This is a genomic window from Methylobacterium sp. E-066 (assembly GCF_022829635.1).
Lineage (GTDB): Bacteria > Pseudomonadota > Alphaproteobacteria > Rhizobiales > Beijerinckiaceae > Methylobacterium.
On sequence record NZ_JAKSYO010000068.1, the window covers coordinates 20,593 to 43,621 of the forward strand.

Consider the following 23,029-nt stretch of genomic DNA (forward strand, 5'->3'; position numbering starts at 1 on the left):
AAAAGTCGAATTTCTGAAGGTATCTCAGGTCCATGGTGAAGACATATCGGCCGGTTTCGGGCGAGATTGGTCTCCTGATCGACGAAACCCCGTGATAGATCTTGGGTGGCTGAGCTGCGCTCAGGCCCAAGACATGTTCGGGAGGACATCGATGGCCGGGATCAACCGTCGTGGGATGTTGGCCGGGGGATCCGCTGTGCTGCTCGCAGCAACAGATCTAGCCTTTTCGGCCGAGAACGATCCACCGCTGGTCAATCCGCTCGTGCGCCAGCGCGCTGACGCGCAGGTCTTCCGGCACGATGACGGCTGGTACTACATGACCGGCTCGGTTCCGGAGTATGACCGGCTGGTGCTGCGACGGTCGCGCACCATCGCCGGCCTGTCGGTGGCGCCCGAGACGGTGCTGTGGCGCCACGAGGCGAGCGGCACGCGGTCGGGCTTCATCTGGGCGCCCGAGCTGCACCGGATCGACGGCCGCTGGATCATGTATTTCGCCGCGGGTCCCAGCGGCGGCGGCGACGACGTGTTCCGCATCCGCACCTACGCCATCGCCTGCGACGGGAGCGATCCGATGACCGGGTCCTGGTCCGTGCTCGGCGAATTCCAGGCGCCCTGGGACAGCTTCAACCTCGATTCGACCAGCTTCGTGCACCGGGGCACGCGCTATCTGGCATGGGCGCAGCGCGAGCCGGGCATCGAGACCAATTCCAACCTCTACCTCGCACCGCTCGCGACGCCGCTGACCCTGGCCGCAAAGCCGGCACGCCTGTCGATCCCCACCCTCGATTGGGAGGTGCAGGGCTACAAGGTCAACGAGGCGCCGGCCGTGCTGGCGCGCAACGGCCGGCTGTTCATGACCTATTCCGCGAGCGCGACGGATGCGCGCTATGGCATGGGGATGCTGACCGCCCGCGACGACGCCGACATCCTCGATCCGGCGAGCTGGTCGAAATCGCCGCAGCCGGTTTTCCGGACCTGTCCCGAGCACGGCATCTACGGCCCCGGCCACAACAGCTTCACGGTCGACGCGCGCGGCCGGGACATGCTGGTGTTCCACGCCCGCGACGACGAGACGATCGTGGGCGACCCGCTGTTCGATCCCAATCGCCACACCCGGGTCCAGCCGATCCGCTACCGCGCCGACGGCGTTCCGGATTTCGGGCTGCCTGTGGCCAACGGGCCGCTTCCGACCTAGCGCCTCGGCGGTTTCATCCCCCGTCCGTCCCCAGGCCGCAGCCACCCGGTGTTGGCGTTCAGCACCCGCACCTTTACAGTGGGAGCGGGGACGCGGCTTCAGCCGTGGAGGGGGGATCATGACGCATCACCGTGCGAGCGGCGCAGCCCAGCGCAATCGGAGCTGACGACCGCGTTTTGCGCGTTTCCGCTCGCCTGGGTCGATCGATCGTGTCCGGTGCGCCTCGTGCGCTGCCGCGGCTGATGCTTGCAGCAGTGGCGTCCGTGACGCTCGTCACGGCGCAGCCCGGGCCGGCGCGCGCCTTCGACCTGTTCGGTCTGTTCGGCTCCGAGCCCGAGCCGCCGGCGCCCAGCGCGACGGCCTTGCCGTATGCTGTGCGCATCACCGGCACGGACGATTCCGACGTGCTGCAGGCGCTCCAGGATATCTCGACGCTCTATCGCCTGCGCCAGGACCCGCCGCCGGACGGGGAGGGGCTCTTGCGCCGGGCCGAGACCGACCTGCCCAAGCTCGCTGACGTTCTCTTCGGCTACGGGTATTATCAGGGCACTACGGCGATCCGCATCGACGCCGTTCCAGTGGCGGGGCAGGCCAGTGCCGCAGCCGCGGTGGGCGCCGCAGAACGCTGGCGCAATCGGGGCCTGGTGCCGGTGCGGATCGCGGTCGATCTCGGGCCGCTCTACACCCTGCGCCGGATCGTCGTGCGCGATGTCGCCGGCCGGCCGTTCCCGGAGGAGGTGCTGCCGCCGCGGATCACGCGGGTGGACGACGACGTGCCGGCCCGCTCGGCCACGGTGCTGGCCCGGGAGGCCAGGATCGTCGATCAGTTCCGGGCGCAGGGGCACCCCTTCGCCAAGGTGGTGGCGCGTGATCCGGTGGTGGACGACACCGCCCATGTCATGGACGTCACCTTCATGGTCGATCCCGGGCCGTTGGCCGGGTTGGGGCCCGTAGCGGTCAGCGGCGCGCCGGGGATCGACCCGGCGACGATCCGCTCCTTCATCTATGCAGAGCCGGGGGATCCGTATTCGCCCCAGGCGGTGGCGGCGATCCGCAAGTCGCTGACGCGCATCGAGGCGATCGGCGCCGCTCGGGTCCGCGAAGGAACGGCGCTCGACGCGGACGGAAACCTGCCGCTCTTCGCCGAATTGAGCGAGCGCGAGCGCAATCTCGTCGGAATCTCCGCGCGCTATTCCACGGTCGATGGCCCGGGGGTGCGCGCCTACTACGCCAACCGCAACCTCTTCGGCGGCGGCGAGACGTTCCGGCTCGACGCCGACATCTACTACCTGGGGTTGGGCAACGATCCGTTCGCGACCCAGCGCAAGATCGCCGGGATCGGCACCAACGGACTCGGCGGGCGCCTGTCGGCGACCTATGTCCAGCCGGCGCTCGGCGGCACCCGCAACGACTTCCTGGCCAACGCCTTCATCACCCGCGAGGTGCAGCAGAGCTACCTGGTGGATGGCGGCGGGGTTTCGGCTGCGATCCGGCACCGGTTCTCGGATACGTTCTCAGCGCAGATCGGGCTCGACGCCCAGGCTGGGCGCTCGAAGGACGCCCTCGGCACGGTCAATTACCGGCTGATCGGCGTCCCGGCTTCGGTGACCTACGATTCCACCGATAGCTTGCTCGACCCGACCAAGGGGTTCCGAGCGATCGCCTCGCTGGCCGCCTATCCCGGGGCAATCTCGTCGCCCGGGATCGTCGTCGCGAAGGCGCAGGGCTCGACCTATTATGCGCTGGACGACGAGGCCCGGTACATCCTGGCCGGGCGGATCGGCTTCGGCTCGGTGTCCGGCGCGCCGCTCGGGGACATCCCCGACAATTTCCGCTTCTTCGCCGGCGGCGGCGGCTCGGTGCGCGGCTATCCGTACCGGACGCTCGGGCCGATCGGTCCGTTCAACCTGCCGATCGGCGGCCGCAGCCTGCTCGAAGCCTCGCTGGAGGCGCGGATCAAGATCACCGACACGATCGGGGTGGTGCCGTTCTTCGACGCGGGCACCGCCTTCGCCTCGGCCCTGCCGGATTTCGATGAAAAGATCCGGAAATCGGTGGGCATCGGCCTGCGCTACTACACCGGCATCGGCCCGATCCGCGCGGATCTCGCCTTCCCGCTCGATCCCTACAAGGGCGGCCATGTCCGCCCGGCCGTCCTGTATCTCAGCCTGGGGCAGGCGTTCTGAATGGCTGATGTTTTCGGGAGACTGAGCAAGATCGCCATCCAGCCTCACACATCACCGGGTGCGGCGCGGGTCCCCTCTCCCGTGCGGGAGAGGGACAGGGTGAGGGGACAGGTCTTTCCGGACAGCGCGCATCCCTCACCCCAACCCTCTCCCGCACGGGAGAGGGGGAGCGTGGCGGCCGTTCCGAGCCGCTTCTGCTATTTTGCGCCCCGCAGAGTGGGAAAGGCCATCGCATTCGCACTGAGCTGCCTTCTCCTGCTCGCCACCATCCCGACCCACGCCGACGACGCGGAAAAATCCGTGCTCGGCGGGCTCTTGTCCCGGGCGCTCTCGACGCCGTCGTCGCGGGTGGCGATCGGGGCGGTGGACGGCGCGCTCTCTTCCGATGCCACCATCCGCGACGTGGCGGTGAGCGACCGCGACGGCGTGTGGCTGAAGATGGACCGGGCCCGGATCGTCTGGCGGCGCCTGGCGCTGCTGTCCGGCCGTCTGGAGGTGGACAGCCTGGAGATCGGACGGATCGAGGTGTTGCGCCGGCCGATCCCGGGCCCGACTCCGCCGGAGGCCAAGCCCGACGGCAAACTGCTGCCCGATCTGCCCGTGAAGGTCGAGATCAAGGGGTTCAAGCTGGCGGAGCTGGTGCTGGGCGAGCCGGTCGCCGGCCAGCCGGCCCGGCTCTCGGCCGAGGGCAAGGCCCGGCTCGGGGCGGCGAGCGAGGGGCTCGACCTGCAGGCCAAAGCCCAGCGCCTCGACGCCGCCGGGCGCTTCCTGCTCTCCCTCGTCTACGTGCCGCAGGGCGACAAACTGGAGCTGACGGCCAACCTCGTCGAGCCGGCGGGCGGCCTGCTGTCGAAGGCGGCCAACGTCCCCGGTACGCCGCCGATCGATTTCGAGCTGGCCGGCACCGGCACGCTCGATGCCTGGAACGCCCATCTCGATTTCGCCGCCGGCCCGGATATCGGCGCCAAGGGCGGGGCCAAGATCTCCCGGATCGGCGCCGAGCGCCGGCTAGCGCTCGACCTCGCCGCGCGGATCGAGGGCCTCGTGCCGGGTCCGGCCGCTTCGGTCTTCGCCGGCACGACCAAGCTCGACGGCGGCTTCGCCTTCGCGGATAGCGGCGCCTTCCGGATCGACCGGCTGGAGCTGACCTCGCGCACCGCGCGGCTCGCCGCCGGCGGCACCCTGAGCAAGGACCGGGTCGCCGATCTGACCCTCCAGGCCCGGGCGCTACCCACCGAGGGCGCGGTGACCAAGGCCGGCGAGGCCGAGATCGAAAAACTGGTCTTCGACGGCAGCGTGAAGGGGCCGATCACCGCGCCGACCGTGCGGGGCACTCTCGACGCGGCGGGCCTGCGCAGCCGCGATTCCGCCTTGGACCGGGTCGAGGCGCGCCTCGGGGTCGAGCCCCAGGGCGATCCCTCCGCCCAGCGTTTCGCCATCACGGCGGACGGCAAGGTCGAGGGCCTGCGGCTGGCCGATCCGGCCCTGCGCCGCGCCCTCGGCAGCCGGGCGCAATTGACCCTGCGGGCCGCCTCCGGGCCGGATGGCGTCATCGACGTCTCGAGCCTTCGGGTCGAGTCCGACACCGCCAAGGCGAGCTATGCCGGCCGGGTCGGCCAGAACACGCTTACCGGCACGCTGGACGCCGCGCTGCCGGATCTTTCCGTGTTCTCCGGCCTCGCCGGGCGCGGGCTTGCCGGCAGCCTGGACGCCAAGGCGCGGCTCAGCGGCGATCCGGCCCGGAAAGCACTGGCGGCCGACCTCACCGTGACCAGCGCCGCCCTCACCACCGGGATCGCGGCGGCCGACCGGGTGCTCGGCCGCGCGCCGACGCTTCAGGGCCGGGTGTCGCAATCCTATGACGGCTACGGCTTCGACCATCTGCGCCTGGAGGGCTCTGGCCTGACCGCGACGCTACAGGGCGAGGCGACCTCGGCGACGGCCGATGTCACGGGCCGCATCGACCTCAAGAGCCTCGCCGACCTCGACGGCCGCCTGACCGGGCGCGCCGGCATCGACGCGCGCATGACCGGCTCCCTGGAACATCCGCAACTCACGGCGACCGTCTCGGCGCCCGCCGCGACCGCGGACGGGAAACCGATCCGCGACTTGCGGGCGGAGGCGGTCCTCACCGATGCGCTGCTGGCGCCGGACGGGACCCTGAAGCTGTCCGGCGAGGTCGCCGGCAAGGCCCTGCGCGGCGGCGCCCACGTGGCGAAGGCCGGACCCGACTGGGTGCTCGACCGGCTCGACCTCAACCTCGGCTCGGTAGCCGTCTCTGGCAACGCCGTGGTGGCGGCCGAGACCTGGCTGTCGGCCGGAACGCTGTCCGTGAAGGCGGCCAATCTCGCCGACATCGCCCCGCTCGCCCCCGAACCCATGGCCGGGCAGTTCGACGCCACGGTGACCCTCGCCCGCGACGGCGGCCGCCAGGACGCGGCGATCCGGGCCACCGGCGGCGCCCTGCGCTACGGCGACTACGCGCTCAACCGCCTCGACGCCGACCTGAAGGGCCGCGACCTGCGCGCCCATCCGGTGCTCCACGGACGCCTCGATGCCGACCGGCTGCTGGCTGCCGGCCAGCAGATCGATACGGTCCGGCTCGCCGCGCTCGGTAGCCCGACGGGCAGCGACGTGACGCTGGCCGCCAAGGCGCGCGGCTTCACCCTCGACGGCGCGGTCCGGCTGGTGCCGGCCGACGACACGCGCATCGACATCCAACGTTTCTCCGCCGCCCGCGGCGGCGACCGCTTCGCCCTCACCGGGCCGGCCAGCATCACCCTGCGCGACGGCGGCGCGGTGATCGACGGTCTGGCGATCGCGGCCGGCTCCGGCCGGGTCGCGGTCTCGGGCCGGGCCGGCCAGGATCTCGACCTGAAGGTGGCGATCCGGGCGCTGCCCCTATCGCTCGCCCGGATCGCCGCGCCGGATCTTGCCCTCTCGGGCACCCTCGACGGCGACGCCGACCTGCACGGGCCGGCTGCGCGCCCGGAGGGCCATTACGCGCTCACGGTCTCCAAGCTCGTCGCGCCGCAGACCCGCCAAGCCGGCCTGCCGCCGGTGGATGCCAGCGCCAAGGGAACCCTGTCCGACGGGCAGGCCAGCCTCGACGGCCGGGTCACGGCCGGGAAGGGCGTCGCCCTGACGGTGGCGGGCTCGCTGCCCGTGGAGCCCGGGGGGCCGCTGAACCTGCGCGCCCGCGGCACCCTCGACGCGTCGCTGGCCAACACGCTGCTGAGCGTCGGCGGCCAGAGCGTCACCGGGCGGATCGCCATCGACGGCGGCGTCACCGGCACCCTGGCGGCGCCCCGGGCGCAGGGCTCGGCGGTGCTGACCGGCGGCAGCTTCACCGACCCGCTCAACGGCATCCGCCTCACCGACATCGACGGCCGCGTGACCGGCCAGGGCGACAGCCTCGTGGTCGAGCGCCTGACCGCCTCGGCCCGCAACGGCGGCCGCCTCTCGGTCACCGGGCGCGTCGCCCTGGAGCCGGATTTCCCCGGCCAGTTCCACGTCACCGCCGACAAGGCGGAGCTGGTCTCCAGCCCGCTGATGACCGCGGTGTCGAGCGTCGATCTCAACCTGGCCGGCCCGCTGGCCCGGACGCCGCGCATCACCGGCCGGGTCGATATCGTGTCGATCGACGTGGCCGTGCCCGATCGGTTGCCCGCCACGGTCAGGCCGCTGCCGGGCGTGCGCCACGTCAACACGCCGCCCGAGGCCCGGGCCCGCCTGGCCCAGCGAGCCGACCGGAAGGCGGCGGCTGCGCCCGGGAAAAGATCCAAAAAACCCGCCGTCCCGTTCGACGCCACCCTGGACGTGCGGATCGACGCGCCGAGCCGGATCTTCGTGCGCGGACGCGGCATCGATGCCGAGCTCGGCGGGTCGCTGCGGGTCACCGGCACCTCGCGGGCGCCGAACGCCGTGGGCGGGTTCGGGCTGCGGCGCGGGGTGTTCCAGCTCGTAGGCCAGCGCCTCGATTTCAGCCGGGGCAACCTGACCTTCGCGGGCAGCCTGGCCACGCCGGAACTCGACTTCGCTGCCGAGACCAAAGCCGGCGACGTCACCGCCCGGGTGGCGGTGAGCGGCTACGCGGACGCGCCGCAATTCAGCCTGACCTCGGATCCGGTGCTGCCCCAGGACGAGATCCTGTCGCGCCTGCTGTTCAAGAAGGCGGCCGGTGGGTTGTCGCCGTTCCAGGCCCTGCAGCTCGCCCAGGCCGTGGCGCAGCTCTCGGGCGGAGCCGCCGGCCCGGACGTGTTCGAGCAGGCCCGCAAGGGGCTCGGGCTCGACAGCCTCGACGTCTCCACGGGCGCGAGCGGCGGCCCGGCGCTCGGCGCCTCGCGCTACATCTCGGACCGGGTCAGCGTCGGCGTGAAGGCCGGCGCCAAGCCCGCCGACACGGCGGTAGGAGTGGATTTCGACGTCACCCGGCGGATCAAGCTGAAGGGGGAGGCGGGGAGCGACGGACGGACCAGCCTGGGCGTCGGGGCGGAGTACGAGTGGTAGGGAGCTTTCCGGCTCGCGCTCTGGGATTTGACTGTCGAGACCTGACACGCGCGCTCCCTCCCCCCCGCAGAGAGCTACGATGTTCACACATCGGCTTGCGAAAGCCGCCACGCGCCCCCTCTCCCGTGCGGGTGAGGGTTGGGGTGAGGGACCAGGTTTTTCCGGAAAACTCGCATCCCTCACCCTGTCCCTCTCCCGCACGGGAGAGGGGACCCGCGCCACATCCGGGGATGTGTGAATCCGATAGTCCGCAGAGGGGGGAGGGAGATGCACACGCATCGGATCGCATTTCCTGACCGACCGTTCGACCAATGATCAAGGCGCACTCCGCCAGGCCAACGCGCAATTCCACCTTCAAAACTCGCGCCGGCTCAAAGAGCTCGGCGGAAGATCCGTTGGCCGGGCGGGACAAGTCTGCTTAGGTGTCGAAGCAAGCGGCGCGACCAGCCGACATTCGGGCGGGAACCACGAAGGGCGATGGACGAGCTTTTCGAGACGGACGACGATCCCGAGGTGCCGGAGGGCGGCTTCCTGCGGATGCTGCCGATCATCAACCGGCGCGGTCTCCACGCCCGCGCCTCCGCGAAGTTCGTGCAGACCGTGGAACGCTTCGATGCCGTGGTGACCGTCACCCGGGCCGGGGAGACCGTGGGCGGGCGCTCGATCATGGGCCTGCTGACCCTGGGCGCCGCCATGGGCACCCGCATCGCCGTCACGGCGGTCGGTCCGGATGCGCAGACCTGCCTCGACGGCATCGAGGCCCTGCTGGCGAACCGCTTCGGCGAGGACGAGTAGCGCAGCTTAAATCTCTTTGCCGGGCCAGGTGCAGAGATCCGAGACCGGGCAGCGTGTGCAGGCGGGCTTGCGGGCCGTGCAGATGTCGCGCCCGTGCCGGAACAGCCAGATATGGGCGCCGTCCTTGAAGCGCTCGTGCACGGCCTCGGCGAGACCGTCGGCGACCGCGTCCACCGTGGCGCCGGGGGCCAACGGGATCCGGTTCGAGACCCGGAACACGTGGGTGTCCACCGCGATCACCGGCTCGTGGAACGCGAAATTCGCCGTCACCTCGGCGCTCTTGCGGCCGATGCCGGGCAGCCGGCGCATCTCGACCGAGTTGCGCGGTACCGCGCCGCCGTGGGTCTCGATCAGGACTGCCGACAGCTTGACGATGTTGCGTGCCTTCGACGGCCCGAGCCCCACCGGGCGGATGATCTCGGTGATCTCGGCCTCGCCGAGGGCCTGCATCCCGGCCGGATCTTTGACCCGGGCGAACAGCGCGTCGGCAATGCGCGCCACGGTCGGTCCGGTGGATTGGGCCGACAGCAGCACCGTCACCAGCAACCGGAACGGATCGGTGTCATCGAATCCGACCTTCGGGTCCGGATCGGCCTCGGCCAGACGCGCCATCACGGCCTCGACCCGGCCGGAGTCACCGCTTTGCGGCGCTGGGCGGGATTTCGCCCGGCGTGGAGCGGGCTTGATGCCGTGGAGTGTGTCGCGAGCCATGGAGCGCAGCTAGGGCCGGGACGGCCGGCTCGACACGCGGCGGATTGACGGCCCGGCTCAGCCCCGCGCCCGGCGCCAAGCCATAGGACCCGCGCCGGCATTGAGCATGCCAGCCGCGATCGCATCGACCCGGCTCAGGAATGCCAGACGCAGTGCGCCGGTCCAGGCGGACAGGCGGCCTGTGTTCCAGGTTTGGGGAGGTTCGGACGGCGCGACGGTGACGGGCACGCGGTCCTCGAAGACCGGCACGACCGCGGAGGGGAGCGCCCAGCCCTCGGGCCGCACGCCGAGACAATGCTCCAACGGAATGGCGCGCAGCGCTGGCGGCCGCGGCGCCGCGCGGACCGGTCGCTGCACCGGCCCAACCGGGCGGTTCAGGGTGGCGAGGCGCAGGCGGATCGCCCGGTCGATCACCTCCAGGGCGGCGCTGTCGGTCAGGCCGGGCGCCTCGGCCGAGGGCCGGATCCTGGGGATCTCGGCACCCGCATCCCGGCTCCAGGCCAGTGTCGGCCGGGGCCGAGCCGGCGCCTCGATCCCGGACGCCTGCGCCTCGGAACGGCCGCCCTGTATCACGGTGAAGCGTCGCGCCATCGCCTGTCCCGATCCCTCAACCAACCGTCCCAATCCGGGACGCGGGGGCGCCCGGAGGCGCCGTTCGGGTCGATGGCTTCAAGGACGGTGCCGCCCAGCGGATCAGCCCCCGGGGATCGCCAGCGGATTGTTAGTGAGCGCCGCGGCGTCGGGCGCGTCCACCCGCGGGCGCCCCAGAAAGGCGTCCCAGAGGCGCTGGACGAAGGCCGGGTCGAGGTCGCGCAGGATCAGCACGAGCCGTGAGGTGTGGTCGGGATCGGGCCAGGCCGGCAGGGTCAGGGGGGCGTGGAACACGTGCTGGACCCCGTGCACCACGATCGGGTGTTCCGGGTCGTCGGCGAGCGCCACGAGGCCCTTGAGCCGCAAGAGCTTCGGCCCGTGGCCGGAGCGCAGCAGATCCATGAACATCTCGAAGGCCGGGCGCGGCACCGGCGCGGCGCTGGTCAGGCACACCGCCTGGATCGACGCGTCGTGGCGGTTCACGTCGTTGTGGTGGTGATGCTCGTGCGCCAAGGCTTCGTCGCCGAGCCAGGCACGCACGTCGGCGCCCTTGCCGTCGAGGCCGAACAGGCCGCCGAGCAAGTCCTCCGCGGGGGCATCCGGAGGCAGGATCGGCGCCGCCGGGTTGAGGGCGGCGAGTCGCGCCCGGATCCCGGCGGTGTCGTCGGCGAGGTCGGCCTTGGTCAGGACGATCCGGTCGGCCACCGCGGCCTGCCGGACGGCCTCCGGATGGGCATCGAGGGAGGCGGCGCCGGTCACCGCATCGACCACCGTCACCACCGCCTGCAGGCGGTACCGGAGCACCAGGTAGGGGTGGTAGATCAGCGCGTGCAGGATCGGCGCCGGGTCGGCGAGCCCGGTGGTCTCGATCACCACCCGGCGGAACGGCTTGATCCGGCCGTTGTCGCGCTTGCGCAGCAGGTCTTCGAGGGTCGCGATCAGGTCGCCGCGCACGGTGCAGCACAGGCAGCCGGCGCCGAGCAGGACCATGTCCTCGTCGATGGTCTCGATCAGCAGGTGGTCGAGTCCGATCTCGCCGAACTCGTTGACGATCACCACCGTGTCGGCGAGCGCGGGATCGCGCAGCAACCGGTTCAGCAGCGTGGTCTTGCCGGCCCCCAGGAAGCCGGTGAGCACGGTGAGCGGGATCGGCTCCGGTCGGCGCGGATCCGGGGCGGGCGAGGCGGTCAGGGACATGACCGTCGAGATGGGGTTTTTTGCCGCCAGGGGCAACGCGCTCCTGCGCAGGCCGCACGCGCGCGGAACTCCTAAACGCTCAAGCATTCCCCCGTCATTCCGGGGCCGCGAAGCGGAGCCCGGAATCCAGAAACACAGGTCGAGCAAAGTCTTGCATTGTCGGCGGCTCTGGATTCCGGGCTCGCCTGCGGCGCCCCGGAATGACAGGGTGATCCATTCGGCCGCTGTCTCGATGCCGACTTAAACCGCCTGCCGCTACTCCTCGGCAGCCGCCTTCTTGCCCTGCGGCTTCTTCACCTCGGCTTTCTTACCCTCGGGCTTGGCCGGCGCCTTGTGGGCGGCGGGCTTCGACAGACCCTTGCCGGGCTTGGCTTCCGGCATGCCGGGCGTCTCGACCGACGTGTAGGCGCTGGCGTTCCGCGGCAGGCCGTGGGCCGGCTTAGCGGCGACCTTCGAGGTCGGCTTGGCCGCAGCCTTCGCGGCATTGGCCGCCTTGGCCTGTTGCAGCCGGGCCTCGCGGGCCTGCTTGGCGGCCTGCAGCGCGGCCTCGCGCTTGGCCTTGGCGGCTTCGAGCTTGGCGGCACGGGTGTTGGCGGCGGCCGTCTTCTGGGCGTTCTCCTGGGCCTCCAGGATCTGCTGGCCCTCGGCCGGGTTGCGGCCGATCCAGACCGCGATCGGCTGGAGCGGGGCCCGCGGCGGCAGCGTCCGGGCGCGCAAAGCCGGGCTGGAGAAGGCGGCCATCGCGAGGGCCGGGGAATTCGCCACCGAGCCGCCGATCAGCTGAGCCGCCGAGCCGGGGGCGCTGACCGCGCCGGCGCCGTCGTCGATCGCCGGGGGCTTCTTGCCGCCGCAGACGTAGGGCCGGATGTCCGGCGGCCCACCGAGGGACGAGGCCGGCAGGGCGTCGAGGGTCGGGCTGGTCCAGCCCGCACTCTGGGTGAAGGCGTAGTCGAACAGGTCGGCCGCCTTCACGTCGCGCTCGCGCGGGCTCGGCTGGCCCATCACGATGGTGATGACCCGGCGGCCGTTGCGCGAGGCGGTCGCCACCACGTTGAAGCCGCCCGAGCAGATGAAGCCGGTCTTCATCCCGTCGGCGCCGGGATAGCGGCCGAGCAGGCCGTTGTGGTTGGCCATGACGGCGCGGCCGAACTGGATCGCCGAGATCGAGAACAGGTCGTGGGAATCCGGGAAGTCGCGGATCAGCGCCCGGGCGAGCACCGCCATGTCGCGGGCCGAGGTCCACTGGCGCGGGTCGGGCAGGCCGTTGGGGTTGGTCCAGCGGCTGTCGCGCATGCCGATCCGCTGCGCGGTCTCGTTCATCAGGTCGGCGAAGCCCTCGATCGAGCCGCCGAGATTCTCGCCGATCGCGTAGGCGATGTCGTTGGCCGACTTGACCATGATGATCTTGAGGGCGTTGTCCAGGGTCAGCTGCGTGCCCGGCTTGAAGCCCATCTTGGAGGGCGGCTCGGACGCCGCCGCCGCCGAGATCGTCATCATCGAGTCGAGCGAGACCTTGCCCTGCCGCACCAGGTCCAGGGCGACGTAGGTGGTCATCAGCTTGGTGATCGAGGCCGGATACCAGGGGTCGGTCGGGGCCTGGGCGTAGATCACCTTGCCGGAATCGACATCGACCACGAGGATCGGCGCGGTCACCGCGCTGGCGGCCTGGATCCCGATGAGGCTCGTGCCGAGAAGCCCCGTCAACGCCGCGAATCCGACGGTCACGCGCCGGAGGAGAGAAGAGGACATTCGAGCCCGACTCGTCAGTGGATCGCCAGGGCGGCGCCGCGAGGCACCGGTCTTCCGGCCGGCCGGCCGGGATTCGCGCAGCCCGGACCGCCGGGGGCGGTCGTCGTGCTGCATCACGGCATCAACGTCGCTACCGTGGCAAGAGCAAGGCGGGACACAACCGCGGGTCTGCGCAGCTCTCCTGGCGGTAGTCCACAGGCCGCACGACGCTTATGTGCGGGCGGGCAATCAGGTGAAGAGGTTTCAGGAACAGCGGTGGCTTACGCGGTCAAGGAGATCTTCCACACCCTTCAGGGGGAGGGCGCCCAGGCGGGACGCGCCGCGGTGTTCTGCCGATTCGCCGGCTGCAACCTCTGGTCCGGCCGCGAGGCGGATCGCGCTGCGGCCGCCTGCCGGTTCTGCGACACCGATTTCGTCGGCCTGGACGGGGAGGGCGGCGGGCGCTTTGCGGATGCCGCTGCTCTGGCGGAGGCCATTGCCCGGACCTGGACCGGCGGGCCGGAGGGCCGCTACGTGGTGTTCACCGGCGGCGAGCCGCTGCTCCAGCTCGACACGCCCCTGATCGAGGCCGTGCACGGGCACGGGTTCGAGATCGCCATCGAGACCAACGGCACCCTGCCGGCGCCTCCGGGCATCGACTGGATCTGCGTCAGCCCCAAGGGGGCCAATCCCCTGGCGCAGACGAGCGGCCACGAATTGAAGCTGGTCTATCCCCAAACTGACGCCGACCCCGCGGATTTCGTCGGCCTCGCCTTCCGGCACCGTTTCCTCCAGCCGATGGACGGCCCGGAGCAGGGCGCCAGCACCCAGGCCGCCATCGCCTATTGCCGCCAGGACGCCCGCTGGCGCCTGTCGCTGCAGACGCACAAGATGATCGGGATTCCGTGAGGGGTGGCAGACGCGCTTCTCCCTCCCCCTCTGCGGGCTACGACGTTCACACATCGGCTCTCATAGGGCGCGACGAACCCCCTCTCCCGTGCGGGCAGGGCTATCGCATTTGGCTGATGAGGCTGAGCAAGTATGTGTCGTTCCATGCGGCGCGCTTGATTTTGGCGCGGATGGATCCCTTTGCGGTGTCGGCGCGCAGGAGGTTGAGAGCGAGGCGGCGCAGGAGGGCGAGGTTTTAGGCGGTTCGATCGCTGCGGGTGTGGATGCGATCTTCGGCAAGCGCCACGTCGAGCAGCCAATGCTGGTTGTTCTCGATGCTCCAATGGACGCGCACGAGGCGGAGCGCTTCGGCGGGTTCGACGGTGCGCGACAGGGCGATGTAGCGGGTCTGCCGCTCGGTGGTGTCGCCGATCCGGCGCAGGCTGTCGATCCGGGCCATGGCGGTGAGGCCGGGGAAGCGGTAGGTCTCGGCCCAACCGGGTACGGGCCGAACCCAGGCCGTGCGTGTCTCGTGGCGGCCATGAGCGGCGTCCGTCGTGGCGACGGCGTCGGCCGGGTCGGGGTTCGCGAACAGGTCCTGGGCGGCCCGATGCAGCGGTCCGCGATTGCCCTTGATGACCAGGGCATAAGCGCCGCCGCGCGCGCGGATCGCCTGGGCCGTGGCTCGGTTGCCGTGCAGGGCATCGGCCGTGACGGTGGCGGCCGTGAGGTCCAGAAGCGCGATGATGGCCCGGGCTGCCGTGACCTCGCTGCGGCCGGGCGCCCGCTGCACCCCGAGGACGAGACGCTGCTCGGCCGACCAGGCCGTGACCAGATGCAGGGGCTGCGTGCGCCGGGCTCGATCCACGGCCCCGCGCAGCGACTTGCCGTCGAGGGCGATGGTCTGGCCGCCGAGGCCGGCCTGCCCCGACAAGGCTTCGGCAAAGCGTTCCATGAAACGGCGGAAGGCTGCCTCGAACGGCTCTGGATCGAGCAGCCGGAACAGCCGGCTGAACGTGTCGTGGCTCGGGATGCCGTGCTTGAGCGACAGAACCGAGCCGAGAAGATCGGCTTTGGCGGCGCCGAACTCGGCCATGTCGACGCAGGTCTCCGCGCCACACAGCAGGGCCGCAAAGGCGATGAACAGGATCTCCGACAGGTCGTGCCGCGCATTGCCGGACCGAGGATCCGGAACCGCCGCGAAAAACACACCCAGACCGCCCATGCAGGATCTCCCGTGCTCCAGGAGACCTCAAAGAATCCAGTTCGCCCTGCGCCGAAAGACCCTCCTGCCAAATGCGATTCCCCTGCCCGCGGGGGAAGGGAGACGCGCTTGGGTCAAGCCGATGCCCTCTTCTGGAAGACGACGTGTGACCATCGTCGCCCGTGCCACAGAGGATTGGGGTGGGGGATCGGGCCCTTCCGGAGAGGTCGCATCCCCCGTCCCTCTCCCAAACGGAAGCGGGCCCCTGCGCCTCGACCGGAGATACGCTGCCGCGCGGCGCCGGCCCTGAACGCTACCGCGCCCGCTCCACCTGCCCGCGGATTTCCCCCTTCGGATTCGCGGCGGTGTGGAGGTTGAAATAGAGCTTGCCGGCTTCGAGGTCGGCGGCCTTGGAATCGTCCAGGGTCGCCTCGCCGGAGAACGGGCTGCTGGTGGCCGTCACCGGCACCAGCACGCCGGCATTGGCGCCCGCTTGAGCCGGGCCGTGGAAATGCGCGGCTGTGACCGGGCCGGTCAGGCCGCCATAGGTGCCGTTCCAGCTCAGGCGCTTGGTGGCCGGATCGTAGGTCGCCGTGACGGCGCCGGTGCCCTTCGAATCGGTCGCCGGGACCTCGCTGCCGCCGCTCAGCGCGGCCTTGTAGGTGATGCTCTCCCCCGCCGCGCGGGCGCCGGAGACGGCAAGCGGCACGGTGAATGCGAGGAGGGCGGCGAAACCGGTACTGGCAAGGCGTGTCATCGAACGCTCCGCTTCGGCACGGCCCCCGAGCGGGGCCACGTGTCGCAAGATAGAGGGGCGGCGCCGCGCGGGCCATCGGGTTATCGTTCATCGTGGGACAAATGTCCGGCCGCATGCGCCGGCGATGGGGGCGCGATGGCGGTCAGGGACGCGGGCGCCCCGGCGGGCAGGCACGGAAGCGAGATCACGGCCCGGGGCCTCGTGCTCGGTGCGCTGATCACCATCGTGTTCATGGCCGCCAACATCTATCTCGGCCTGAAGACCGGGATGACCTTCTCGTCCTCGATCCCGGCGGCGCTGATCGCGATGGGCGCCCTGCGGCTCGTCGGCGGCGCCGGCATCCTCGAGACCAACATCGTCCAGACCCAGGCCTCGGCGGCCGGCACCCTGTGCAACGTCATCCTGGTCCTGCCGGGGCTGGTGCTGATCGGGCATTGGCACGGCTTCCCGTTCTGGGAGACCAGCTTGGTCTGCCTGATCGGCGGCTGGCTCGGGGTGGCGTTCTCGATCCCCCTGCGCCGCGCGCTGGTCACGGGCAGCGACCTCCCCTACCCCGAGGGCGTGGCCGCGGCCGAGGTTCTGCGCGCCGGCCATGCCGAGACCGGCGAGCGCGGCCTCACGACCCTGCTGATGGCCGCGGCCGGCTCCGGCCTTGTCGCCTTCGCCACCAGCGGCCTGCGCATCCTGGCCGAGGGTGTGCTCACGGCTGTCAGTTTTGGCGGTGCGGTGTTCAGCATCGGCAGCGGCTTTTCCCTGGCCTTGGTCGGGGTCGGCTATCTGGTCGGCATCGGTGCGTGCCTCGCCTTGCTGACCGGCGTGGTGATCGCCTGGGGCATCATGGTCCCGGTGCTGACCGCCCTGACGCCCCAGCCGGGCCTGTCGCCCGGCGAGGCCGCCCAGGCGGTCTGGTCCGGGCAGGTCCGGCTCGTCGGCGCCGGCATCATCGCGGTGGGCGGGTTCTGGACCGTGGCGACGCTCGTCCGGCCGATCGCCCGGAGCATCCGGTCGGCCCTGGCGGCCGGCAATCCGGCCCGGGCCGCCGCCCGGCAGGACCGCGACCTGCCGCTGCTTCTGGTCGGCGGCGTGGCGCTCGCCCTGTGCCTGCCGCTCGGCGCGCTGTTTGCCGGATTCGCGGCCGATCTCGGTATCGGTGGCCCGATGCTCGCCGCCGTGGTCGCGGCGGGCCTGCTGTTCTGCCTGGTCTTCGGCGCCGCCATGGCGGCGGTCTGCGGCTACCTCGCCGGCCTGCTCGGCTCCTCCACCAGCCCGATCTCCGGGATCGGCATCCTCACCGCCATGGTCGGCGCCGCGCTGCTGCCGTTGCTCCTCGGCCCAGCCGAGGACCCGGGGGCGCGGCGCGTCACCGTTGCGCTGGTGCTGCTCGCGGCCTCGGTGATCATCACCGCCTGCTCCATCGCCAACGACAACCTGCAGGATCTCAAGACCGGCCAGATCGTCGACGCCACGCCCTGGCGCCAGCAGGTGGTGCTGATCGTCGGCGTCGCCGTCGGCTCGCTGGTGATCGTACCGCTGCTGTCGCTGCTCTACGGCGCCTACGGCTTCGTCGGCTCCCTGCCCCGGCCCGGCATGGACCCGGCCCTGGCGCTCACCGTGCCGCAGGCCTCGCTGGTCACCCAGATCGCCGACGGCATCGTGGCCCGCACCCTGCCCTGGCCGATGCTGCTGATCGGCTGCGGCCTCGGCGCCGTAATGGTCGGCCTCGAAGTCGCGCTCAAGCGCCGGGCGTTCAGCTTCCCGGCGCTCACCGTCGGCATCGGCATGTACCTGCCGCTCTCGGTCGAGATGACCATCGGTCTCGGCGGCCTGCTCGGCTTCCTGTGCCTGCGCGCCCTGCGCCGCCGCGGCGCCGATCCCGAGACCCTCGAAGCCTCCCGCCGCCGGGGCGTGCTGATCGCCTCCGGTTTCCTGGTCGGCGAGAGTTTCGTCGGGATCGGCCTGACCGCCATCGACGCGGCCTCTGGACGATCCTCGACCCTGAGCCTGGTCGGGCCGGATTTCGCCCCAACGGCGACCTGGCTCGGCGGCGCGGTCTTTGCCGCCGGATTCTTCGCAGCGTACCGGTTCATCCGCGGTCCCGTCGAAGTCCCCGCGCAGCGAAGCGTCCCCTGCACCCCCAAATTCGGCGCAGAGAACCGTTGACAGCCCGCGCCCGCCCTTTCTATACCCCGGCCGCTGGTTGCGGCCTCTCGGGGCGCGCGCGGCTCGTGGCGGGGTAGCTCAGCTGGTTAGAGCAGAGGAATCATAATCCTTGTGTCGGGGGTTCAAATCCCTCCCTCGCTACCACAGCACGCCGACTATCGACCGAACCAGATCGACCCGAATCATCGATCAGTTCGTCCAACAGACCGTCGACCGCGACATCCTCGCCGGCCAGTGACCACTCTGGGTGGATGGTGACGGTCTCGATCAATGCACTCAGATCTACCACGGCTTGAGAACCGCCGGCTCCTGACTGCCTGACCGGCTGCGCGCGGGGTCGCCCAATGTCTCCACCAGCGGGAAGGAACCGGCCAAGCTGCTGACGGACGAACTCGAGGGGCGGCCAGCGTCCAGGACCGACCCTGCACTAACTTTGACCTTGGATCAATCGGATGTTTTGGTCTATTATATGATAGTGTCGATTATATCATAGATATAATTATACTTAGCGAGAAAAAACGTATTATTTAATGTAGATATCTTTAACCTACTGAAAAAAGGAACGGTATTTCTTGGACACTGCCTGCGCGATTGAACCACTCACGAGCGAGCGTCGTCGCAGTGCGCAACACAGCCGTGCAGCACCAAGTTCGTATGAAGCTCAACGATCTCGGATTTGGTTAGTCGTCCCTCCGGCTTGTACCAAGTACAGACGCCGGTCAGCATGGCGAGAATGCTGTAGGCGGTGATCCGTGTGTCACGGATGTCGAATGCGCCCTCGGCGACGCCGGAATCGAGCACTGCAATCAGTTTACTCTCGTAGGCGCGCCGCATCGCGACGATCGTCGCGTAGTGCTGCGGCTCCAGGGAGCGCAATTCAAAATTGGCGATGAAGACGTCCTGCTTCTTTTCCAGGTGGTAGACGATGTGATGGCGGATGAAGGCGCGGAGGCGTTCCGTGGCGGTGTCCGGCACGGCCGCAAGGGCCGCATCGGTTTGAGCCAATAGGGCATCCATGTGTTCGCGGATGAGATCGAACAGAAGATCCTGTTTGGTGCGGATGTGGTTGTAGAGCGAAGACGCCTGTATCCCCACCTCCGAAGCCAGGTCGCGCAGGCTCATCGCGCCGAACCCGTGGCGATAGATGAGCTTCAGTCCGGCACGCCGGATCGCTGCGGCGGTGCGCAGCCCCTTTGGCCCAGCGATGCGCTCCATCAAAACCTTTCCAGGCGGGCGCTCCGAGCCCTCCTCCGTCCTTCTCAGCACGTAAACACGCCGGACAGATCGGTCAAACAAAACGAACGGCCGGTCGTTCGCAAACCCTTGCGAAGCCGAAAAAACTAACGTACGTACGTTTATATAAAGGGCAGGCAGCAGGCCCCATGGGAGGACGCTCATGCTGAACAGCTTGAAGGCCTTCGATTTCGGCCTCGGGGAGACGACCGATGCCCTGCGCGCCGAGGTCGCCCGGTTCGCGTCTGCCGAGATCGCGCCGCGGGCCGCCGAGATCGACCGGCGCAATGATTTCCCCGCTGATCTCTGGCGCAAGTTCGGTGCGCTCGGGGTGCTCGGCGTTACCGTCGGCGAGGAATATGGCGGTGCCGGCATGGGCTACCTCGATCACGTGGTGATCATGGAGGAGGTCAGCCGGGCCTCGGCCTCGGTGGGCCTCTCCTACGGCGCCCACTCGAACCTGTGCGTTAACCAGATCCACCGCAACGGCACCGAAGACCAGAAGCGCCGATACCTGCCGAAATTGGTATCGGGCGAGCATGTCGGCGCCTTGGCCATGTCAGAGCCCGGTTCCGGCTCGGACGTGGTGTCCATGCGCCTGCGTGCGGACAAACGGGGTGACCGCTACGTCCTGAACGGCACCAAGATGTGGATCACCAACGGTCCCGATGCGGATGTCCTCGTCGTCTACGCCAAGACGGATGCCGAGGCGGGGCCGCGCGGGATCACCGCCTTCCTGGTCGAGAAATCGTTCTCCGGGTTTTCCACGGCTCAGAAGCTCGACAAGCTCGGCATGCGTGGCTCCAATACCTGCGAACTGGTGTTTCAGGACTGCGAAGTCCCGGACGAGAACGTGCTCGGACAAGTCGGGCGCGGCGTCAACGTTCTGATGAGTGGGCTCGACTACGAACGTGCCGTGCTCGCGGCCGGGCCCCTCGGCATCATGCAAGCCTGCCTGGACGTCGTGCTGCCGTACATCCACGAGCGCAGGCAGTTCGGTCAGCCAATCGGCACGTTCCAGCTCATGCAGGGCAAGATCGCCGACATGTACACGGTCGCCAATGCGGCGCGGGCCTATGTCTACGCCGTGGCCAAAGCCTGCGACCGCGGGCAGACGACCCGCAAGGACGCGGCCGGAGCGATCCTCTTCGCCGCGGAGAAGGCGACCTGGATGGCGCTCGAGGCAATCCAGGCCTTGGGCGGCAACGGCTACATCAACGAGTATCCGACCGGACGCCTGCTGCGCGATGCCAAACTCTACGAGATCGGCGCCGGGACCAGCGAGATCCGGCGCATGCTGATCGGGCGCGAGCTGTTCGACGAGACCGCCTGATCGAACGCCGAGCATTGTAGTCTCATGGCGTTCGGAAGGTGATCGAAAGTCCTGGTTTCAAAAGGTCTTCGACCTTTTGCGGGTGCGGGGCGGAGCCCTGCTTTAGCGTGCACCTCTGAGGTGTCAGTGACATGCCGACGTTGGACTCCGTGCTGGATCTGCGCTCCGCCGAGGCGCGCACCAACGACGCGCATATGCGCGGTCTGGTAGCGGATCTCCGCGAGACCGCGGCGCGCGTCCGTCTCGGCGGCGGGCAGACGGCGCGCGAGCGGCACCTGTCGTGCGGCAAGCTGCTGCCGCGCGACCGCATCGGGGCTCTGATCGATCCCTTCTCGCCGTTCCTCGAAATCGGACAGCTCGCCGCGCACGGCTTGTACGGAGGTGAGATTCCCTCGGGCGGACTCATCACCGGGATTGGCCGGGTCTGCGGGCGGGAGTGCATGATCGTCGCCAACGACGCAACGGTGAAGGGCGGCACCTATTTTCCGGTGACGGTGCAGAAGCACCTGCGCGCGCAGGAGATCGCGCAGCAGAACCGCTTGCCCTGCCTCTACCTGGTCGACAGCGGCGGTGCCAACCTGCCCAATCAGGACGAGGTCTTTCCCGGCCGGGACCATTTCGGCCGGATCTTCTTCAACCAGGCCAATATGTCGGCCGAGGGGATCGCGCAGATCGCCGTGGTGATGGGCTCCTGCACCGCGGGGGGCGCCTACGTGCCGGCGATGTGCGACGAATCCATCATCGTCCGCAATCAGGGCACGATCTTCCTCGCTGGGCCACCCCTGGTGAAGGCCGCCACCGGCGAGGTGGTCAGCGCCGAGGATCTCGGCGGCGCAGACGTCCACAGCCGAACCTCGGGGGTCACCGACCATTACGCCGAGACCGACGCGCATGCGCTCGGCATTGCCCGGAGCATCGTCGCGAGCCTGAACATTGTGAAGCGGCCGTCAGTCGAACTCCGTAGGCCGGTGCCGCCGCGCTACGCCGCGGAGGAACTCTACGCGGTCGTGCCGTCGAGCCTGCGCACGCCCTACGACGTGCGCGAGGTCATCGCCCGGCTCGTGGACGACAGCGCGTTCGACGAGTTCAAGCGGCTCTACGGCCCGACTTTGGTCTGCGGCTTCGCACATGTCTGGGGTTACCCGGTGGGCGTCGTCGCCAACAACGGCATCCTGTTCTCGGAGAGCGCGCAGAAGGGCGCGCATTTCGTCCAGCTCTGCGCGCAGCGCGGCATTCCGCTGGTGTTCCTCCAGAATATCACCGGCTTCATGGTGGGTAAGCGGTACGAGGCCGGCGGCATCGCCAAGGACGGCGCCAAGATGGTCACCGCCGTCGCCACGGCGGCGGTGCCGAAGTTCACGTTCATCATCGGCGGCAGCTTCGGGGCCGGCAATTACGGCATGTGCGGCCGCGCCTACGCGCCGCGCTTCCTCTGGATGTGGCCGAACGCCCGCATCGGCGTGATGGGCGGGGAGCAGGCTGCCTCGGTCCTGGCCACGGTGCGGCGGGACGGGATCGAGGGGCGTGGGGAGAGTTGGTCGGCCGAGGACGAGGAGGCGTTCAAGGCGCCGATCCGCGAACAATACGAGCGGCAGGGCCACCCGTATTATTCGAGCGCCCGGCTCTGGGACGACGGCGTGATCGACCCGGCCGATACAAGGCGCGTGCTGGCTCTGTGCCTGTCCGCCAGCTTGAATGCGCCGATCGCTCAGACCCGTTTCGGCCTGTTCCGGATGTGAGGAGCGGACGATGACCAAGCTCATCCTGGAGACGATGGACACCCGCGGCGTCGCCACCCTGACCCTCAACCGCCCGGATCGACACAACGCCTTCGACGACGTCCTGATCGCGGACCTCGCCGCGGCCCTGCGACGGCTCGGCGACGATCCCGGGATCCGGGCCGTGGTCCTGGCGAGCAGCGGCCGCAGCTTCTCCGCCGGCGCCGACCTGGAATGGATGCGCCGGATCGCCCGCCAATCCCCCGATGCCAACCGCGCCGACGCGGCCGGGCTCGCGCGCCTGATGCACATTCTCGACCGGCTGCCCAAGCCGACCTTGACCCTGGTACAGGGCGCGGCCTACGGGGGCGGTGTCGGGCTGGTTGCGTGCTGCGACGTGGCGATCGCTTCGGAGCGGGCGAGCTTCTGCCTCAGCGAAGTGAAGCTCGGCCTGACCCCGGCGACCATCAGCCCTTACGTAGTCAACGCAGTCGGCCCGCGCTGGGCCCGCCGCCTGTTCCAGACCGCAGAGGTGGTCTCGGCCGTGCAGGCGCGCGAGATCGGGCTCGTGCATGAGGTGGTTCCCGAGGACGGGTTGGCGGCGGCGTGCGAAACCGTGCTTCAGGCCACCCTGCAGGGAGCCCCCGGCGCGCAGGCAGATGCCAAGGACCTCGTCTTCCTCTGCGAGGGACGGCCGATCGACGCTGATCTCATGGGCGAGACCGGGCGGCGCATCGCGCTGCGCCGCGCTTCGGCCGAGGGGCAGGAAGGCATCGCGGCCTTCCTCGGGAAGCGCCTGCCGGCTTGGCGGCAGGAGTGAGGGG

Annotated in this window: 15 protein-coding genes, 1 tRNA gene and 1 pseudogene; 10 read left to right on the plus strand and 7 right to left on the minus strand. The window is 69.7% G+C overall.

Annotation, left to right across the window (positions count from 1 at the left end):
- Positions 1-151: 151 nt before the first annotated feature.
- From MKL20_RS07395 to MKL20_RS07410, 4 genes are all read left to right on the plus strand, one after another.
- Positions 152-1,195: a family 43 glycosylhydrolase gene (locus MKL20_RS07395; protein ID WP_244036131.1), complete on the plus strand. Its 1,044-nt coding sequence runs from the start codon at positions 152-154 to the stop codon at positions 1,193-1,195.
- A gap of 242 nt (positions 1,196-1,437) precedes the next feature.
- Positions 1,438-3,381, plus strand: a complete 1,944-nt coding sequence (locus MKL20_RS07400; protein ID WP_244036197.1) for an autotransporter assembly complex protein TamA — start codon at positions 1,438-1,440, stop codon at positions 3,379-3,381.
- Between the two features lie 216 nt (positions 3,382-3,597).
- A complete protein-coding gene (locus tag MKL20_RS07405; RefSeq protein WP_409568130.1) occupies positions 3,598-7,890 on the plus strand; it encodes a translocation/assembly module TamB domain-containing protein in 4,293 nt (1,430 codons plus the stop codon).
- Positions 7,891-8,367: 477 nt separating this feature from the next.
- Positions 8,368-8,685, plus strand: coding sequence for an HPr family phosphocarrier protein (locus MKL20_RS07410; RefSeq protein ID WP_244036132.1), 318 nt, complete (start codon positions 8,368-8,370; stop codon positions 8,683-8,685).
- Positions 8,686-8,691: 6 nt separating this feature from the next.
- Here the strand turns inward: MKL20_RS07410 and nth are convergent, their stop codons facing one another.
- From nth to MKL20_RS07430, 4 genes are all read right to left on the minus strand, one after another.
- Positions 8,692-9,396 carry an endonuclease III domain-containing protein gene (gene nth, locus MKL20_RS07415; RefSeq protein ID WP_244036133.1) on the minus strand — a complete coding sequence of 235 codons (705 nt, stop codon included), beginning with the start codon at positions 9,394-9,396 and terminating at the stop codon, positions 8,692-8,694.
- A 57-nt stretch (positions 9,397-9,453) separates the two neighbouring features.
- Positions 9,454-9,987 carry a hypothetical protein gene (locus MKL20_RS07420; RefSeq protein WP_244036134.1) on the minus strand — a complete coding sequence of 178 codons (534 nt, stop codon included), beginning with the start codon at positions 9,985-9,987 and terminating at the stop codon, positions 9,454-9,456.
- 102 nt (positions 9,988-10,089) lie between these two features.
- A complete protein-coding gene (locus MKL20_RS07425; protein ID WP_244036135.1) occupies positions 10,090-11,184 on the minus strand; it encodes a CobW family GTP-binding protein in 1,095 nt (364 codons plus the stop codon).
- A gap of 255 nt (positions 11,185-11,439) precedes the next feature.
- The gene (locus MKL20_RS07430; RefSeq protein WP_244036136.1) at positions 11,440-12,933 is read right to left on the minus strand and encodes a D-alanyl-D-alanine carboxypeptidase family protein; all 1,494 of its coding nucleotides are present in this window, start codon (positions 12,931-12,933) and stop codon (positions 11,440-11,442) included.
- A 255-nt stretch (positions 12,934-13,188) separates the two neighbouring features.
- On the opposite strand from MKL20_RS07430, the gene queE reads away from it, so the two are divergent.
- Positions 13,189-13,821 (plus strand): 7-carboxy-7-deazaguanine synthase, encoded by a 633-nt coding sequence (queE, locus tag MKL20_RS07435; RefSeq protein ID WP_244036137.1) that lies wholly within the window; start codon positions 13,189-13,191, stop codon positions 13,819-13,821.
- A gap of 100 nt (positions 13,822-13,921) precedes the next feature.
- On the opposite strand, the pseudogene MKL20_RS07440 reads toward queE, so the two are convergent.
- Positions 13,922-15,025, minus strand: a pseudogene (locus MKL20_RS07440) (ISAs1 family transposase).
- A 292-nt stretch (positions 15,026-15,317) separates the two neighbouring features.
- Positions 15,318-15,761, minus strand: a complete 444-nt coding sequence (locus tag MKL20_RS07445) for a CHRD domain-containing protein (protein WP_244036138.1) — start codon at positions 15,759-15,761, stop codon at positions 15,318-15,320.
- Between the two features lie 135 nt (positions 15,762-15,896).
- Between MKL20_RS07445 and MKL20_RS07450 the strand changes: the two genes are divergently transcribed.
- Positions 15,897-17,921, plus strand: a complete 2,025-nt coding sequence (locus tag MKL20_RS07450) for an OPT family oligopeptide transporter (RefSeq protein ID WP_244036139.1) — start codon at positions 15,897-15,899, stop codon at positions 17,919-17,921.
- A 67-nt stretch (positions 17,922-17,988) separates the two neighbouring features.
- Positions 17,989-18,065, plus strand: a tRNA-Met gene (locus tag MKL20_RS07455).
- A gap of 456 nt (positions 18,066-18,521) precedes the next feature.
- On the opposite strand, the gene MKL20_RS07460 is transcribed toward MKL20_RS07455, so the two are convergent.
- Positions 18,522-19,136, minus strand: coding sequence for a TetR/AcrR family transcriptional regulator (locus MKL20_RS07460; RefSeq protein ID WP_244036140.1), 615 nt, complete (start codon positions 19,134-19,136; stop codon positions 18,522-18,524).
- Positions 19,137-19,317: 181 nt separating this feature from the next.
- Between MKL20_RS07460 and MKL20_RS07465 the strand changes: the two genes are divergently transcribed.
- The 3 genes from MKL20_RS07465 (at position 19,318) to MKL20_RS07475 (ending at position 23,025) form a co-directional block, all read left to right on the plus strand.
- Positions 19,318-20,487: an isovaleryl-CoA dehydrogenase gene (locus MKL20_RS07465; protein ID WP_244036141.1), complete on the plus strand. Its 1,170-nt coding sequence runs from the start codon at positions 19,318-19,320 to the stop codon at positions 20,485-20,487.
- Positions 20,488-20,618: 131 nt separating this feature from the next.
- The gene (locus MKL20_RS07470) at positions 20,619-22,226 is read left to right on the plus strand and encodes a carboxyl transferase domain-containing protein (RefSeq protein ID WP_244036142.1); all 1,608 of its coding nucleotides are present in this window, start codon (positions 20,619-20,621) and stop codon (positions 22,224-22,226) included.
- A gap of 10 nt (positions 22,227-22,236) precedes the next feature.
- A complete protein-coding gene (locus MKL20_RS07475; protein WP_244036143.1) occupies positions 22,237-23,025 on the plus strand; it encodes an enoyl-CoA hydratase/isomerase family protein in 789 nt (262 codons plus the stop codon).
- The last annotated feature ends 4 nt before the right edge of the window (positions 23,026-23,029 follow it).

Excerpts from the sequence above, each read along its gene's own strand:
- MKL20_RS07410 (WP_244036132.1), top strand. The coding sequence starts at position 8,368 with ATGGACGAGCTTTTCGAGACGGACGACGATCCCGAGGTGCCGGAGGGC.
- MKL20_RS07470 (WP_244036142.1), top strand. The coding sequence starts at position 20,619 with ATGCCGACGTTGGACTCCGTGCTGGATCTGCGCTCCGCCGAGGCGCGC.
- MKL20_RS07460 (WP_244036140.1), bottom strand. The coding sequence starts at position 19,136 with ATGGAGCGCATCGCTGGGCCAAAGGGGCTGCGCACCGCCGCAGCGATC.
- MKL20_RS07450 (WP_244036139.1), top strand. The coding sequence starts at position 15,897 with ATGGCGGTCAGGGACGCGGGCGCCCCGGCGGGCAGGCACGGAAGCGAG.
- MKL20_RS07465 (WP_244036141.1), top strand. The coding sequence starts at position 19,318 with ATGCTGAACAGCTTGAAGGCCTTCGATTTCGGCCTCGGGGAGACGACC.
- MKL20_RS07425 (WP_244036135.1), bottom strand. The coding sequence starts at position 11,184 with ATGTCCCTGACCGCCTCGCCCGCCCCGGATCCGCGCCGACCGGAGCCG.
- MKL20_RS07420 (WP_244036134.1), bottom strand. The coding sequence starts at position 9,987 with ATGGCGCGACGCTTCACCGTGATACAGGGCGGCCGTTCCGAGGCGCAG.
- MKL20_RS07475 (WP_244036143.1), top strand. The coding sequence starts at position 22,237 with ATGACCAAGCTCATCCTGGAGACGATGGACACCCGCGGCGTCGCCACC.
- MKL20_RS07430 (WP_244036136.1), bottom strand. The coding sequence starts at position 12,933 with ATGTCCTCTTCTCTCCTCCGGCGCGTGACCGTCGGATTCGCGGCGTTG.
- nth (WP_244036133.1), bottom strand. The coding sequence starts at position 9,396 with ATGGCTCGCGACACACTCCACGGCATCAAGCCCGCTCCACGCCGGGCG.
- MKL20_RS07400 (WP_244036197.1), top strand. The coding sequence starts at position 1,438 with ATGCTTGCAGCAGTGGCGTCCGTGACGCTCGTCACGGCGCAGCCCGGG.
- MKL20_RS07395 (WP_244036131.1), top strand. The coding sequence starts at position 152 with ATGGCCGGGATCAACCGTCGTGGGATGTTGGCCGGGGGATCCGCTGTG.
- MKL20_RS07445 (WP_244036138.1), bottom strand. The coding sequence starts at position 15,761 with ATGACACGCCTTGCCAGTACCGGTTTCGCCGCCCTCCTCGCATTCACC.